The sequence below is a fragment of the Paenibacillus sp. S28 genome (assembly GCF_016624415.1).
Classification (GTDB): Bacteria; Bacillota; Bacilli; order Paenibacillales; family Paenibacillaceae; genus Paenibacillus_AQ; species Paenibacillus_AQ favisporus.
Genome location: NZ_JACVTM010000015.1, coordinates 56,492 through 72,733 on the forward strand (window position 1 = coordinate 56,492; position 16,242 = coordinate 72,733).

Genomic DNA, 16,242 nt, shown 5'->3' on the forward strand with positions numbered 1-16,242 from the left:
GCGGAGAAGCATGAGCAAAATGAATATCACACAAGCAGCTTTGATCGGAGCGGGCAAAAGGGGGAGGAACGCCTATGGCACCTACGCTCTGCAACGCCCCCACGAGCTTAAATTTGTAGCGGTAGCGGAGCCCAATGCGGAGAAGCGGGAGTTGTTCGCAGACCAGCACGGCATTCCTCCGGAGCGACAATTCGCCTCGTGGGAGGATCTTCTGGCAGAGCCACAGCTATGCGAAGCGCTGCTGATCTGTACGATGGACCAAGAACACTTCTCGCCGGCGATGCAGGCCATGGATAAAGGGTACCATATTTTGCTCGAGAAGCCGATGTCCCACAATGCGCTGGAGACACTCCTCCTGGCAGAAAAAGCCGAACGGTCCGGTCGTATTTTAACTGTATGCCATACGATGCGTTATAACCCTTACTCGAACGAATTGAAGAGACTGCTCGACTCTAAAGTTATCGGCGACCTGATCTCGGTGCAATGGGCGGAGCACGTTTTCTACGAGCATTACGTTTCTGCTTTCGTTCGAGGCAATTGGCGCAATGCCGGCGAATCAAGCCCGATGATTCTTCAGAAGAGCTGTCACGATATGGATATGCTGCAGTGGTTGATTGGCGCGGATTGCGCCGCCGTGTCCTCCTTCGGCAAGCTGAAGTACTTCAGGGAGGAGAACGCTCCGGAAGGTTCGACGGCACGATGTACAGATGGTTGTGCGGTTGAGCAGACTTGTCCGTTCTCGGCGATTCGTAACTACTACCACACCAAGCAAGGAGGCTGGTATAACGCCGTCAGTCTCAAGCCGACCCTAGAGGCGCGGATGAAGGCTATTCAAGAAGGGCCGTATGGACGCTGCGTATTCCGCTGCGATAATGACGTTGTGGATCATCAAACGGTGAACTTGCTGTTCGAGAATGATGTGACGGTCTCATTCACGATGACCGGATTTGCGAACGAGGGAACGAGAACGTTCAAGTTCATGGGGACGAAGGGAGAAATTCGCGGATACAGCAAGAAAAATGAGATCGAAGTGAACTATTTCAACGGCAAGCAGGAGAAAATCTATCCGGCAGTCGTGAACGGCGCCCACGGGGGCGGCGATTATCTGATCATGCGCGATTTCCTAACTCAGATTCGCACCGGGGATTTGAAGGGCCGGACGGATGCGTTGGTCTCGGCGCGAAGCCATATGATCTCCTTTGCCGCCGAGCATTCGCGGGTGACGGGCCAGACCGTATATTTAAAGGATTTCGTTCAGTCTATCCGATCGGAGGAGATTGTATGAATGCCGGAGAAGCGAAGTCGAATGCCGGGAAGCCGAACGTACTGATCCTTTTCACAGATCAACAGCGGCATGACACGATTCAAGCGGCAGGCAACGTGCATATGATTACACCGAATCTGGATCGATTGGCGGCAGAAGGGTGCCTGTATACGAACGCTCACAGCTCCAATCCGGTATGTATGCCTGCACGCCATGATCTTTTGACGGGCCTGCCGGGTAGAGCGCACGGTTATTTCACGAACAACAAGAATCGCCCGATCAAAAACTACGGATTGCCGACCATCGCACGCATATTCTCCGAGAATCATTACCGGACGGCGGCCATCGGGAAGATGCACTTTCGTCCGAGCCGTATGCATCACGGATACAGCGAGTTGATCCTGATGGAGGAAATTCCAAACCGCCGGCAGGACGATCAATATGCAACGTTTTTGGCGGATCAAGGTCTTGGCTCGATCCAGAACATTCATGGCGTCCGCGCCAATCTGTATCATATTCCGCAACAGCCGCAAATGGAGGAAACGCATCATCCGAACCGTTGGGTGGCAGACCGGGCGATCGATTGGTTAGATCGCAACGGAAACGAGTCTTTTTTCTTGTTCTGCTCGTGGATTCACCCGCACCCGCCCTGGGCGGTTCCGGAGGCATATCGCGAGTTGTATCGCGATCGCGAGCTTCCACAGCCTTCCCCGGTGTCGCGCTCCTATCCGTTCGAGCCAGCTGGCAGCGTATGGTACGGTGATCAGGAAGATGATCTCAGCATTCGGCGAATCCGGGAGGCGTATTACGCATGCGTGACGCACGTGGATTATCATATCGGCCGGTTGCTAGACCATTTGCGAGAGAAGCAGCTACTCGATGATACACTAGTTATTTTCGCTTCGGATCACGGCGACATGCTGTACGATAAAGGGTTCTTTCAAAAGTCGCTGCCCTACGATGGCTCGGCGCGAATTCCGTTGATCGTTCGATATCCGGAAAAGGTAAAGGCGGGCACGGTCTCGGAAGAATTTGTCGATTTGCTGGATGTGCTTCCTACTTGTCTAGATGCGTGCGACCTGTCTTATCCCCAAGCTCGATACGAGCTTCCGGGAGCATCGTTGTTTTCGGAGAGATCCGAACGAGATCGTAAGCATCAAATCTGTAGCTTCGGCGAGGGGGAGAACCGTTGGGTAATGGCTCGCGACAAGCATTACAAATACGTTTATTTCTATAATCGGGGAACAGAGCAGCTGTTCGATATGGAGAGCGACCCGCAGGAGCTTCATAATCTGATCGGAACCGAACGAGTGCCGAAGGACGTGATCGACGGATTAAGAAGAAAAGCGATCGATTACGAGCGGAAATGGGGACCTGATGGTGTTATCGAAGGCGATTCATTCGTTGTACTGAATGGCGGCTATTTAAGAACAGGTGCCAAATATGGCAACGTTCAATTCCATATGATGGATGAACGCGAGCCGCAGGAACGTGGCGAACAGTTTATCCGAGAATGCCATGCTGCTCTGCAAGGTGATCAGGATGTGAAGCTTAACGAAATATGCAACGAGTCGGAATATATCGAGAGATTTTTACAGTCATGGCGCCACTTTGCGGGAGACCTGCAACCGAAACGCCTTTTTAAGAACGAAAATTAAATCGCTTTCAAGAAGAATAATGCAATCGACCGTTATTAAATCAAAAAGGGAATTAAACTTAATATTACAAAAAAAACCGTCTCTCAAAATTGAAATGCATCACTTATAGTGGACATTGGAAAAACAGCTTGGTGTTTCTACCAATGAAAACTATAGGAGGTGCTTTTCGTAATGGCAAACCGGGTTGTCATGCCATTAGTGGCGAAGAACCAAGCCTTTAAGACATTGCATGCATACTACACAACAAGAATTGAAATACGCCAAATAGCGTCACTTCAGTTCGTTAGCAAAAGTCACAAGTTTTTTGGCATCGCCAATCCGATGTGTTGGGACGAAGCAGAGATTTCATGCTTCGTCCTTTTTTGGTCTGCATCGGTTTTAACAATTCACCTTAGCTGTCACGCCCTGAAATGAGATGCAGACAAGGAGGGGAAGTTTGCAAAATGTTTGTATAAATATTGCTTGGTAAAGATAAACGATCGGGGGTTCAATCAATTACTTACCGTTCAAAATTAAATGATGACAGCAAGATGCAATGGTTCAAGATATTTGCATCGATTATAGCGAAATGATGCCTTCCGGAACGGTCTGTTTTCATGCTTTACGGCTGGCGTCATATGCTTTTTCCCCCTTATCAAAGCCGATGCGTGTCATTAAGAAGTCAACAAAAGACTTTGCCGCAGGCGTAAGCGTCGATGGGGACCGGTGAATAATGCCGATCATTCGGGTAAAGAGAGGATGCAGCGGAGTACAGTAAATTTTTTCGGTCGTTTTTGGCAAAGCCATTTCGGGCAGCAAGGTAATCCCCAGTCCCGCTTCAACAGCCGAGATGATTGAATAGGTGTTGTGCAAATGATACTGTACATTAAGCCTTACCCCCGAATTTTGCATAATTTCTTCGAGCAAAGTCTCATAACCCTTCACATTGATATATGGCTCGCCCGAAAGACTTTCGACAGTCAGAACTTCCAATTGTTGTAAGGCATGCCCGATTGGCATAACCACATACATTGGGTCCCTCATAAGTGGTATGAATGCATGATCTTCGGATTCGATCGAAATGCCAAAATCAATATCCGCTTCATGGACCCACTCATGGATTTCATGATACCCTCCTTCAAAAACTTCCACATTTATTCCTGGGTACTGCCTTTTAAAAGCCTTCAAAAACTCAGGGAGGACATTTGCCATAAAACTGGGAAACGTACCGACTTTGATGGCGCCCGTTTCACAATCTAAAAGTGCTGCCGTCTTCTGTCTTATAATGGCCTCCTGGTTAAAAATCTCCCTGACATGAGGGAGGATCAGTGTGCCTGCTTCCGTGATTTTGACCATTTTATGTCCCCGTTCGAATAAATGAATCCCCAGTACCTTCTCCAGTCCAGCAATGGAATGGCTGACTGCGGATTGCGTCATGCTTAATTTCTGAGCCGCTTTAGTAAAGCTCCCGGTCTCGTATATGTTCAAAAATACCTCGAGTTGCAAGTGGGTCATTATACCCCTGCTTTCCTTATCATGAATGAAATTCATCCAAAGTATATTTATTATTCATTTGATTAATTACTTGTTCAATATATACTTAAAAATAACCAGGCACAACCTAGACAGGAGGAAATTACAGATGATAGCGATGAGAGAAATGACGATACAAGACTATAACCAAATGTATATGCTTTGGAATAAAATCGAAGGCTTGGCGTTAAGTAGCGCAGATTCTAAATCAAGCATCGAGGAATACTTGCTGCGTAATCCGGGACTTAGCTTTGTTTGCGAAGAGGATTCCAGAATCATAGGCACGATTTTGGCGGGTCACGACGGAAGACGTGGATTTATCTATCATTTGGCGGTCGATCCGGGTTATCGTAAGCAGAAGATTGGACAGCGTCTGGTGCAGCTGAGTCTGCAGCAATTGAGCGTACAAGGCATTGAGAAGTGCCACATTTTCGTCATTGATGACAATTCGGCGGGCAACGCATTCTGGTCTAAAGAGGGTTGGGAAAAGAGAAGCGGCTTTTCCGTATATTCCGTAGATACTCAGGAATAACGGATCAATAACTTGGTACTTTTGTTTCCCGTGATCTGATACATCCACCACTTTTCACGATAAAAAGGACCGCTGGCACAATGAAGTGCACCCCTTAGAATAGACATTGGAAGAACCCCTTGGTTTAACCGATGAAATTCTAGGGGGTGTATTTTTATGGCTATTAAAGGTCAAAAGTTCAAAAGATATTCTGAGGAAGTTAAGCTGGGGGCAATCCGCTTGCACGTAGAGGAAAAATGGACATATCGGCAGATCAACGATCAATTGGGAATCCAAGATCAGGGTCGGATGAAGCGTTAGATGCGAAAATACCGTGAAAATGGTGAGTTTGGTCTACTGGGTCAACGAGGAAGGCGGAAGGAATATTTAGATCAGGAGCGTTATGTTCAGCAGTTGAAATGGGAGAATACGATGTTAAAAGTGTTTGGAAATCTGGATGCAGGAGTTTTTTATTATTTAATGGTCGTAATGCTATCCTGACCGTTAGTTGAGAAAAAAAGGCAGTGACCAAAAAGCCGGCTGCCTTCAAATGTCTTCATTGAGCTATACTGCCCCTGAGATTTGGTCCATAATCGGTGTATATTAGTGAATATATATACAGACGGGATTTTGCGGAAATTCTCACTAATAATGAAAATAAGCATTATATCCGGCGTTTACTAAAGGAACTCTTCTCAATAAATATGAAAACACGCATTGATTCATCAACATTTTCTCGTTGGTTATTCTCACCAAATATGACAACACACAGGGTTTGTGTGTTGTCATAATTAGTGATAATTTTTTCATAATTGTTGAGAAATATTTTCACAATTAGTGAGAAAGTGCATGAGTATATATAAATATGCATACAAAAGTAATCGAAAAAAACCGCCATTAGGCGGTCCTCCTTAATCAATTCAGCTTTATTAAGCGTTCAACCAATTCAATTTCATCATAGGGGATCCATAATGGACCAGCGCACTATTGCCCGATTCGGATCCCTGATAATTGGGCCTTACCTTCTAATACTTCTCCTGTCTTTAATTTAATTCTAACTTTTTGAGCATAGGCTGCGGCAATTCAATTCTTAATTCTTCTATAAACTTTGATCACCTCTAAACAAATATTCGACCTATAGTATTTCGTGTTCCTGCATCGAGTATATTTATTTGCCAAATAGTTAGATAAAATACCTTTATTTCAAAAAAAATAAGGAGCCAACTGGATACTCTTATTTTAATAATATTAGTTTGCTCGCCCTAAATAGCCCTTTTGCTTTGCATTTGAAATGATACTAATTATATCATCGCTTGCAATAAGTCTATCTCTATTCATTTTTGTTTGTTCTCTTAACTTTTTGATTTCTTTTTGCGGCTGCTCAATTTTTTCTTCTAATTCATTAATATAGTCCGAATTTTCTTTAATTAAGTTATTGCTTGGAATTCTTGTGTACTTGGTTCATTAATTATTAATGTAGAATTTTCTTTCCCTTTGGGAATCTTTTTTGGGTTGAACTTCGATATTGAGTTTTCATATTTCTTTTTAAGAGTGCTATTCCAACGAAAGCTGCATGCCGCTATTGCCCGGCACGATGTTCTGGAATAACTGAAATTGATTGAACACTTGTTCCGGGAGAAGGGCACAAAATGATAATCGAGGATCTTATTCAACCTATACATTTGTGTTAGAATTGTTTCAAATTGTAAACGCTTTATATTTTGGCCTTTGTGCGCGAAGATGTTTGCTGAGTGAGCGTGCAGAGTAGGTCGTACATGCTATCCATTTAAATTCATTATGTTTGGGTGTAAGGTGGTGCAAGATGTGCTGAAGATGCTCATTGTTGACGACGACAAGTTTGAACGGGATGGTGTCCGTTTTTTGGTAGAGAAATATGGGTTTGATCTGGAAATTGCCGAAACGGGAAGCGGCGAAGGGGCGATTTCTTATCTGGATCACCATGACGTCGATATTTTGCTGTCCGATATCCGGATGAAGGGAATGGACGGACTGCAGCTTGCAGAGAAAGTACGGGAATCCGGACGGCCTATCAAGGTTATTTTCATGAGCGCCTACGGCGAATTCGAATATGCACAGCGCGCCATCAGCCTGGAGGCGGTACGCTATTTGCTGAAGCCGGTTCAGGTTGGGGAGTTTATCAAGGTATTGTCCAATGTGATCCGGCAGTGTGACCAGGAACGGCTACAGAAAGAAAAGCAGGAGCTGATGCAGGAAGCCTATTTGAAGGAGGTCCGCTATGAGAAGCAGAAAGTACTCACCAATCTCATTTTAGGGCAAACCGTGAAGGAACCAGTGCCGATGCCGATCAGCAGCATATGCGGCTATCCCTTGATCCGTATGCTAATGCTGACTTCGCGCAGTCGTTTGTTTGACCGGGAGGATTCTGAAGTGAAGCTGGCGGAGGTAGTAGACCGTGGATCTGAATTGATTCATTTGAATGAGTTTCAGGGGCTGCTTCTCGTTGAAACTGCTGCGGATGAGTCGGTGGAGGTGTTTACAGAACTGGGTCAGGAAATCATCAATCGGGTTAAGGAAGATTACGGCAAGAACATGATGGTTGCTGTTAGCGGTCCGATTGACGAGGCCAATCAGCTGTATCAGGCGTACCAGGAGCTGGAGCCCCTTCTGGAGATTTCTTTTTTTCTGGAGGAAGGAACTGTGCTGCAGGCAAACCGGACGTTCCTGACGGGGGAGGGCGATATAATGGCTTCCGTCAATGATGCCATGGAGGAAATCAAACAGTATATCCAGTTAAGCCGTTGGAGTATTGTCAGACTGAGGTTCGAGCAATTGTTCGACACCGTGCAGAACTGCAAGCAGCTCTCCGTCGTCTACATCAAATATGTATGCATGGAGATCGTCAGATCGATCTTTGACGTAACTTCGAGCAATCAACCCGGCTTGTTCAAGAAGGAGCTTGAGAAAATCAATAACGCTGCCAGATTACACGATTTGCGCAGAGTGGTGCAGGCTATTTTGGATGAGCATATCCCCTCCGGCGAAGGTTACAGGGACGGGATGCCGAAGGCAATCGAGGAAGTCGTTCGAATGATACATACCAAGTACCAAACCGATCTGTCACTGGAATGGCTGGCGAAGCAGGTCTATTTGTCTCCAAGCTACTTAAGTTATTTGTTCAAAAAGGAAAAAGGGATCAGTATCAACAAATTCATTACCATGTACCGAATGGAGAAGGCCAAGGAGCTGCTGCTGACGACGAACCGCAAGATTATCGATATCAGTCAAGATGTGGGATACAGCAATTTTCCCTATTTCAGTTCGCTGTTCAAAAGTCATTACGGCGTATCACCGTCACAATACCGGGGAGATGTGTGAGCCATGAGGAGGGAGCGTCTGTGGCTATTTGACCGGATGCGTTTCAAGCACAAGCTGTTCGTATCCTATTTGACGGTGATCATTATCCCCATTCTGGTGCTCGGGTTATACGCCTATCATCAGTCCAAGCAAATGTTGGAGTATCAGGCGCTGCAGGGAATTGAAAAGAACGCGGGCACGATCACGGAGAGCATTGAGAAGTCTCTGGAACGGTACAATCATACGATACAATCTATTATTTATAATGCGACCTTTGAGAAAATTGTGACGAACGATTATATCGACCTCGTTAATTTGTCTCGCGATCTGAACGGCTACTTGATGCCGTATTTTAACATGATGAAAAACATGGACCAGAACATTGAACAGATCATGTTCTACACTCAAAGCTCCGTTCCGGAATATGGAGATGCTATTCTCTCCGCATCACGGGTTAGCGAGGAGCGGTGGTACCATGATGCCCTTCTGGCGGCTCCGAACCGGAATCAATGGTTTTTCGAGGACGGATTGATCGTGACTGCGCAGTTCCCCAACTTTTATACGAAAGGAAATACGAACCTCGTCTATATGAGGATCAATTCGAAGGATTTGTTTAATTTATCGAATACACTGCAGGATAATGCTATTTTCATCGCAGATGAGAATCAGCGATTAATCTATGCCAACCCGAACGCTAAGCGGCGTCAACACCTGCTGTCCGGGGATTTGTCGAATGAAGACGGTAGTATGATCAGGGACGGGCAAACTTCATTTTTTCTGGTCAAGAAGGAAATCCAGCAGACGAACTGGACCTTCTATTGCTTTGTACCAACGAAGAAGTTAACAGAGGGAGCCGGCTCAATTATCAGGGTTACCCTGGGTTTGATTCTGATCTGCATTGCTGCGCTGCTCGTTATTATTTATATTTTCTCCCGAACGATGATTCGGCGTATTTATACGCTCAACTCTATGATGAAGCGGGTAGAGATGGGGGATTTGAGCCTTCGGGTAGCAAGCACGTCCAGAGACGAGATCGGAGAGATGACAAACCGGTTCGGACGAATGCTGATCAGGCTTAATGAATTGATTGACGAATCTTACCGCAGCAAAATTGTGCAGAAGGAGGCGGAACTGAGAGCGCTGCAGTGGCAAATCAACCCGCATTTTTTGTACAACACGCTATCTTTCATCAACTGGCAGGCGATAAAAAGCGACTCTCATGAGATCAGCCACGTGGTGACCTCTCTTTCGAAGTTTTATCGGACGGCGCTCAACCGGGGGAACAATATTACCTCTGTCAGGGATGAGCTCGAAAATATGAAGTCCTATGTGGAAATTATTCAGATCATGCGTGACTACAGCTTTGACGTTGAATATGAAATTGAGGAAGCGGTATACGTTTGCCACACGATCCATCTGATCCTTCAGCCGCTTGTCGAGAATGCGATCCTCCATGGCATTGACCAGAAGGAGGCGGGACGCGGCCTGCTGACAGTGAGGGCGAGAATATGTGACGAGATGATTGCCTTTGACGTGGAAGATAACGGGCCGGGAATGCCGCCGGATACGGCCGAGAGAATACTGACGGTGTATTCCACCGGCTACGGGCTAAAAAATGTGAATGACCGAATACAGCTTCTGCACGGGCCGGAGTACGGGATTTCCGTCAGCAGCCAGCTCGGGCAAGGCACGATCATGACCATCACCGTCCCGCAATATCAACAAAATACCACGGATAGATGATAGAGTTTTGGCCGGTGGACAAGCGCCCCATGAAGTCCGTAAAAAACTGAATCATTTCCAAAATATTTGATAATTTCTTTATTTTGAGCCTCTGCTATAGTTTTCACTATAGAAAGGGGTGATGACAATGAAAGAATCATGTACATCCAAGGTGCATAACGCATGCTGACAAAAGATACCAGGAAAAAGATCAAGCAGTACCGTGTCCTGCTGCTGATGATTGTCCCAGCGGTCATTTATTACATGATTTTCAACTATGCTCCGATGTATGGTGTGCTGCTAGCTTTTAAGGATTTCAAGATTACGCAGGGAATTTTAGGGAGTCCTTGGGTCGGGTTCAAGCATTTTAAAATGATTTTTGAAGATCCCTACTTCTACACGGTACTACGCAACACGCTCATTATTAGTGTATACAAGCTTCTCTTTGGTTTCCCCGTTCCGATTCTGTTTGCCTTAATGCTAAGCGAGATTACCAGTACGAAATTCAAAAGGGTGGTACAGACGGTATCGTATTTGCCGCATTTCATCTCTTGGGTTGTATTAGGGGGGATTTTCTTTACGATTTTCTCGCTTGATGGTCCGGTCAATATGATTGTCCACCTGTTTGGCGGCGAGAAAGCGCTCTTTCTGGCAGATGAACGATATTTTCGGACGATTCTGGTTGTTACGTCCATCTTTCAGGGCTTTGGCTGGGGCTCGATCATTTATTTCGCTGCATTATCGAATATTGATCCCCAACTGCATGAAGCGGCTGTCATGGATGGCGCCGGACGCTTTCAACGGATGTTCCACATCTCCATCCCTATGCTTGCTCCAGTAATCGCTATTATGCTCATTCTGTCCATGTCGGGCATACTGGATGCCGGATTCGATCAAATCTTCAATATGTATAATGTCAAAGTGTATAACGTCGCGGACATTATCGACACTTATGTGTACCGCAAAGGCCTGGTTGAAATGGACTACAGTTATGCTACAGCCGTAGGATTGTTCAAATCGGTCATCGCTTTGATCTTGATTGTTACCGTCAATACTATAGTGAAGCGGCTAGGCGGGAAGGAGCACGCATTATGGTAGAGTTTCTAACGAAGGAGCGGTCAGTATGATGAACATCAAGAAGACGACGGGGGACAAAGTGGTGGACGCCCTGCTGTATCTGATTCTGCTGCTGATCATGATCGCTACGCTTTACCCGTTCTGGACGCAAATTGTCATTTCGCTTGACGGAGCGGATACGGAAGGAGCCGCTTATGCCACGGGCCTGGTTCTCTTCCCCAAGCAATGGACATTCGGAAGCTACAAACTGGCCATGGAGTTCGATGAACTGTGGAGAGGGTACTGGAATACCATTGTTCGTACGACCGTAGGTGTCGTTGTATCCGTATTCTTTACGTCGCTGGCCTCTTACCCGCTGGCCAAAAAAGACCTTCCGTTCAATCGGACGCTGACCAGCTTCATCCTGTTCACGATGCTCTTCGGCGGCGGCTTGATCCCTACTTACCTCATCATCAAAGAACTTCATATGTTGAATACGTTATGGGTACTTGTCATCCCCGGTATGATCGGATCATTCAACGTACTGATTATGCGAAATTTCTTCAGATCCATTCCACATGAACTTGAAGAATCGGCTAGAGTCGATGGAGCCGGCTATCTTCGAATATTCGTTCAAATCGTCATTCCTCTCTCAAAACCTGTACTTGCCACCATTGCTCTGTGGGTTGGAGTCGGGCACTGGAATGCCTGGTTCGACAGCATGATCTATATTTCAGATCCGCACAAGCAGGTGCTGCAAATTGTATTGCGCAAAATAATCATTCAGAACGATATGACAGATATCAATAATGTGATCCAGAACATAGGGAAGGAGACTGTCTTCTCCGGCAGGCAGCTGCAGGCGACGGTCGTCATGCTTTCCATTATTCCGATGCTCGTGGTATATCCGTTTATTCAGAAATATTTCGTTAAAGGCGTTATGATCGGCGCGGTTAAGGGTTGAATGCTCATGCTTGAAAGCGATCTCAAGAAAGGGATGATTGAATTGAAGAGAAGCTGGTTGAACGGAATATTGGCAGGTGCCCTGCTTATCTCGGTCCTGTCGGCCTGCAGCAAGACGGAATCCACCAAGGGAGCCGATCCCGGCAGCGCCCCGGAGAATGGAACTAAGGCCGAGGAGAAGATGAAGCTGACATTCTGGAATTTGGATGATGCGACAACCACGAATTCACCCATTGTTGAGAAGCTGAAACAGGAGTACAACATCGATATTGATTTTATTAGTTCATCAAGAGATGCAATGAAAGAAAAGCTGAACCTAATGATCGCTTCCAACGAGATCCCCGATTGGTGGAAGGAACCGAACTTTCCCGATTACGACAAGCTGATAGAGCAAGGGGTTGCGACTGAGATCCCGCAGAATTTGATCGAGCAGTATATGCCCAAATATGTTGCATGGTTAAAAAGATATCTGGGTGACGATCCCTTCAAATATGTTAGAAGAGACGACAAAATCTATGGACTGCCGGTTATATGGGATATCGGAATCGACGGCATCCAGCTTGCTTTCCGCAGTGACTGGATGAAGAAGGTCGGTATCGCCAAAACGCCGGAAACGCTGGAAGAAATGGAAACGGCACTGACCAAATTCCGGAATGACGACCCGGACGGCAATGGCAAAAAGGACACTTATGGCATCACTGCTTCGGCAGATAATATCGAATCGATGTTCAGTTCCGTATTTGGCGCTTTTGATGCGTATCCAAATATCTTCCGGGTAAAAGACGACAAGATTGTCCGCGGCGAGATTGAGCCAGGGGCCAAAGAGGCGCTTACCGTGCTGAACCGCTGGTATAAAAATGAATTGATCGACCCTGAATTTGTCGTTAACAAAGGGAGCAACGTTGAGGATAAAGTGCTGGCCGACAAGATCGGCGCCATAGAATACTATTGGTGGTCATTCCTTCCGGGCAATGCCTTCCTGGGCGGCGAACAATGGTATGACAAGCTCAAAAAGAAGAATCCGGATTTTAATTTTGAAACGGTGGGCGGCGTCAAGGGTCCAAGTGGCAGCTACGGTATCTCACAATACAATCCGGCTTTCGCTTCCGGCATCATGTTCGGCAAGCAGCTGGCACAGAATCAAAACAAGCTGATCAAATATATGCAGGTATTTGAAGCTACGGAGTTTGAGCCAGCTATGTATGAGCTGATGAACTTCGGCGTGGAGGGTCAACACTGGAAGAAGAGTGATAAAGGTACGGTCGAATTCATCCCGCCGTACGATGATGAAAAAGTACGCAAAAAAGCTGGAATCGGCGGTTTCTCTTTGCCAGGCTCCTTCAATGATTACAATTTCCAAACCGCATATACGTCAGATCAAGACTTGCGCAAATTGGCGCAAGATACCCGGGCGAAAGGTACACAAGTGATCGATATTCTATCACCGTTTAATAAGCCGGTGTACAACGATTATCAAGATAAATTAAAGCAGTTCACGCTCACCGCCTACATCGACTTTATAACGGGCCGCAAATCTCTCGATGAATTCGATAAATTTGTTGCCGAGTGGAAGAAGATGGGCGGAGACAAGGTGCTGGAAGAAGCTCAAAAAATATATGATGAAAATTTAAAATAATTTGTTAGAAAAGTGGGTGGCCTTATTCCAGCGTTAGATGAAAAGAGGGCCTCCTTACATTTCCTAAAACGTTAGAGGTCATTAAGGAGGAAACCAAACCATGCTTAATATAAAGGCTGGATCGATGGAAATTCGAATCAGCGATACCGGGGAAGTGACGGCGCTTTCAGATGCGAGAGGTCAGAAATCGTATGTGAACACAGCGTACAACTCGCCGCTCATTCGTCTTGCGACCGGGCAGCAGTTAGAAGTGCCTTCAGCGGCAAAATACGATACGGCGTCCGAAGAGTTAACGTTATATTATCCTGGTGGCGCTTTCGTGACCATTTCCACAGCAAGCAGGGAATGCTATGCAACCTTTGAGGTGATCTGTATCGACGGTGCAGATCCGGATACATTGATCTGGGGACCAATCGTCATGTCGATTGACGCCTCGATCGGAGAATCGGTAGGCGTTGTTCAAGGCGATGATTTTGCCATCGGGATGCAGGCACTGAATATGAAAACCGTCGGGGGCTGGCCAGCCGAGCTGGGAAGGATGGCATTTGTCCAGCCGTCCTATGCCGCCAGCGACAATGCGGATTCCGGCGGACGGCAGCTGTCCGACAATAAGTTCGACTACGAAGTGTCTACGGCTTGGCCTGTAGTCAAGGGGGGGAGCTTGCTGCAGTCATTCGCCCGCAACAGGACAAAACCCGCGCATCGCCCGGTATGGAATTTGACGAATGCAGAAGTAGAGGGCATGGACGGTGATGACGCCCATATTCCGGGAACCAAAATTGCCTTGTTCGGCTGTCCGGTTGATCGGGTGCTGGCGACAATTGAAGCGATTGAGCTTGGAGAAGGGCTGCCTCATCCGGAATTTGACGGTGTTTGGGGGAAAACGTCGCACGTGGCTACCCGGTCTTATTTAATTACCGATTTTTCTGAGGAGACGATTCAAGCGGCCGTACGGTATACGAGGCTTGCCGGTTTGAACTATGTATACCATCCGGATCCGTTTGAGAACTGGGGGCACTTCAAGCTAAAGCCCAAGTATTTCCCTGACGGGGACCGAAGCTTGAAGCGATGTGTCGAGCTGGCGGAGAACGAAGGGGTACATGTGGGCATTCATACCTTGTCCAACTTCACGACGCTGAACGATCCTTATGTTGCTCCCGTGCCTGATGAAGGGCTGGAAAAGGTCGGCACGGCGAAGCTGACGGCATCGATCGGATCGCTCGACCAGGAGATCGGGATCGAAGATCCTCGGCCGTTTACAGTCAACTTGTTCCGGCGTACGGCCAAAATTGATAAGGAACTCATCGAGTATGGCGGTGTTTCGGAGAACGCTCCGTGGAAGCTGACAAGCGTCAAACGCGGCATACACGGAACTGCCCCGGCCCCGCATCTGGAAGGATCGGAAATCGGCCGTTTATGGGATCATCCGTATGATGTTGTGTTCCCGAATATCCGGCTGCAGGACCGGTTCAGTGAACGGATTGGCGGATTGATGGCTGAGGCTGGACTAAAGCAAATCTCATTTGACGGTTTGGAAGGCTTGTATGCGACAGGACAGGACGGTTACGGCGTAAACCGGTTCGTGAATATGTGCTACGAACGCTGGGGCGGAGAGGTCATCAATGATGCGAGTATTGTTGTGCCCAATTATTTATGGCATATATTTACCCGCTTCAATTGGGGTGAACCGTGGGGCGCTCGTACCCGCGAAGGTCAGCTTGAACTGCGGCTTAGCAACCAGCGCTATTTCGAACGGAATTTCATACCGCCCATGCTTGGCTGGTTTCTGATCCGTTCTGCTTCAGAGCGCTTCGAAGCGACTACTCTGGATGAAATTGAATGGGTGCTGTCGAAAGCGGCAGGTTTTAACGCCGGCTTCTCACTGGTGGCCGACATGGCTGTACTTGAGCGTAACGGCAATATCAATATATTGCTCGATAGCGTGCGTGTCTGGGAGGAAGCCCGGCATGCGAAAGTTTTTACCGCGGAGCAGCGCCAACGGCTTTGCGATGCAAAAAGCGATTGGCATCTGGAGGAAGCGGGAAGAGGGAGATGGAATCTGTATCCGATTGCTATCTCCAAACCGTTCGTTTGCAGCCCGGAAGAGCTGCAGCCCGGTCAGCCAGGAGGCGCTGATTGGGCCTTTTACAATAATTATGCGGCTCAGTCCCTCCGTTTCTGCCTGCGCGTGATGCCTTCTTACGGCAATGAAGATGCAGAAGTCAAGGATCCGACGTTTTATACGAACGGCACGTATATGACTTTTGAAACTGAAGTTGCTGTCAATGAGTATCTAGTCTGCGAGGGCACCTCCGAGGGCAAAATCTATGACCAGAACTGGAATCTCTTGAGAACCGTCAAGACATCCGCCGAGGCGCCGACTGTAGCCGCAGGCGGGCAGACATTGTCGTTCAGTTGCAAATTCAAGGGTGATCCCAAGCCGGTTGTCAGTGTTAAAGTGTTCACCCGGGGTGAACCGGAGCAGATCGAAGCGAATTAGCAGCGCAGTTGCCGCGCAGTGACAAGGAGCTTACCCAAATCGAGTTTGAGGTCCGGCGAATTTTGCTTGCTGACAATTTGCCCA

12 protein-coding genes are annotated in these 16,242 nt (G+C 47.2%); 11 read left to right on the forward strand and 1 reads right to left on the reverse strand.

Features of this window, described 5'->3' with window-relative positions; all coding sequences use genetic code 11:
• Window positions 1-10: 10 nt before the first annotated feature.
• A complete protein-coding gene (locus tag IAE55_RS26805) occupies window positions 11-1,285 on the forward strand; it encodes a Gfo/Idh/MocA family protein (protein WP_442793355.1) in 1,275 nt (424 codons plus the stop codon).
• Window positions 1,282-2,922 carry a sulfatase family protein gene (locus IAE55_RS26810; protein WP_200634349.1) on the forward strand — a complete coding sequence of 547 codons (1,641 nt, stop codon included), beginning with the start codon at window positions 1,282-1,284 and terminating at the stop codon, window positions 2,920-2,922. The genes IAE55_RS26805 and IAE55_RS26810 overlap by 4 nt, the downstream gene beginning before the upstream one ends.
• 594 nt (window positions 2,923-3,516) lie before the next feature.
• Here the strand turns inward: IAE55_RS26810 and IAE55_RS26815 are convergent.
• Window positions 3,517-4,416: a LysR family transcriptional regulator gene (locus IAE55_RS26815; RefSeq protein WP_186381791.1), complete on the reverse strand. Its 900-nt coding sequence runs from the start codon at window positions 4,414-4,416 to the stop codon at window positions 3,517-3,519.
• Window positions 4,417-4,543: 127 nt separating this feature from the next.
• Between IAE55_RS26815 and IAE55_RS26820 the strand changes: the two genes are divergently transcribed.
• From IAE55_RS26820 to IAE55_RS26860, 9 genes are all read left to right on the forward strand, one after another.
• Window positions 4,544-4,966 (forward strand): GNAT family N-acetyltransferase, encoded by a 423-nt coding sequence (locus tag IAE55_RS26820; RefSeq protein ID WP_145156415.1) that lies wholly within the window; start codon window positions 4,544-4,546, stop codon window positions 4,964-4,966.
• Window positions 4,967-5,122: 156 nt separating this feature from the next.
• The gene (locus IAE55_RS26825) at window positions 5,123-5,266 is read left to right on the forward strand and encodes a hypothetical protein (RefSeq protein WP_200634350.1); all 144 of its coding nucleotides are present in this window, start codon (window positions 5,123-5,125) and stop codon (window positions 5,264-5,266) included.
• On the forward strand, window positions 5,267-5,446 hold the full coding sequence (locus IAE55_RS26830; RefSeq protein ID WP_200634351.1) for a hypothetical protein: 180 nt from the start codon (window positions 5,267-5,269) through the stop codon (window positions 5,444-5,446).
• 1,332 nt (window positions 5,447-6,778) lie between these two features.
• Window positions 6,779-8,302: a response regulator transcription factor gene (locus IAE55_RS26835; protein ID WP_234489902.1), complete on the forward strand. Its 1,524-nt coding sequence runs from the start codon at window positions 6,779-6,781 to the stop codon at window positions 8,300-8,302.
• 3 nt (window positions 8,303-8,305) lie between these two features.
• A complete protein-coding gene (locus IAE55_RS26840) occupies window positions 8,306-10,024 on the forward strand; it encodes a sensor histidine kinase (protein WP_145156418.1) in 1,719 nt (572 codons plus the stop codon).
• A gap of 162 nt (window positions 10,025-10,186) precedes the next feature.
• Window positions 10,187-11,101: an ABC transporter permease gene (locus IAE55_RS26845; RefSeq protein WP_200634353.1), complete on the forward strand. Its 915-nt coding sequence runs from the start codon at window positions 10,187-10,189 to the stop codon at window positions 11,099-11,101.
• A 25-nt stretch (window positions 11,102-11,126) separates the two neighbouring features.
• Window positions 11,127-12,023 (forward strand): carbohydrate ABC transporter permease, encoded by an 897-nt coding sequence (locus tag IAE55_RS26850; protein WP_145156420.1) that lies wholly within the window; start codon window positions 11,127-11,129, stop codon window positions 12,021-12,023.
• Between the two features lie 180 nt (window positions 12,024-12,203).
• Window positions 12,204-13,658 (forward strand): extracellular solute-binding protein, encoded by a 1,455-nt coding sequence (locus IAE55_RS26855; RefSeq protein ID WP_186381794.1) that lies wholly within the window; start codon window positions 12,204-12,206, stop codon window positions 13,656-13,658.
• A gap of 100 nt (window positions 13,659-13,758) precedes the next feature.
• On the forward strand, window positions 13,759-16,158 hold the full coding sequence (locus IAE55_RS26860) for a hypothetical protein (RefSeq protein ID WP_200634354.1): 2,400 nt from the start codon (window positions 13,759-13,761) through the stop codon (window positions 16,156-16,158).
• The last annotated feature ends 84 nt before the right edge of the window (window positions 16,159-16,242 follow it).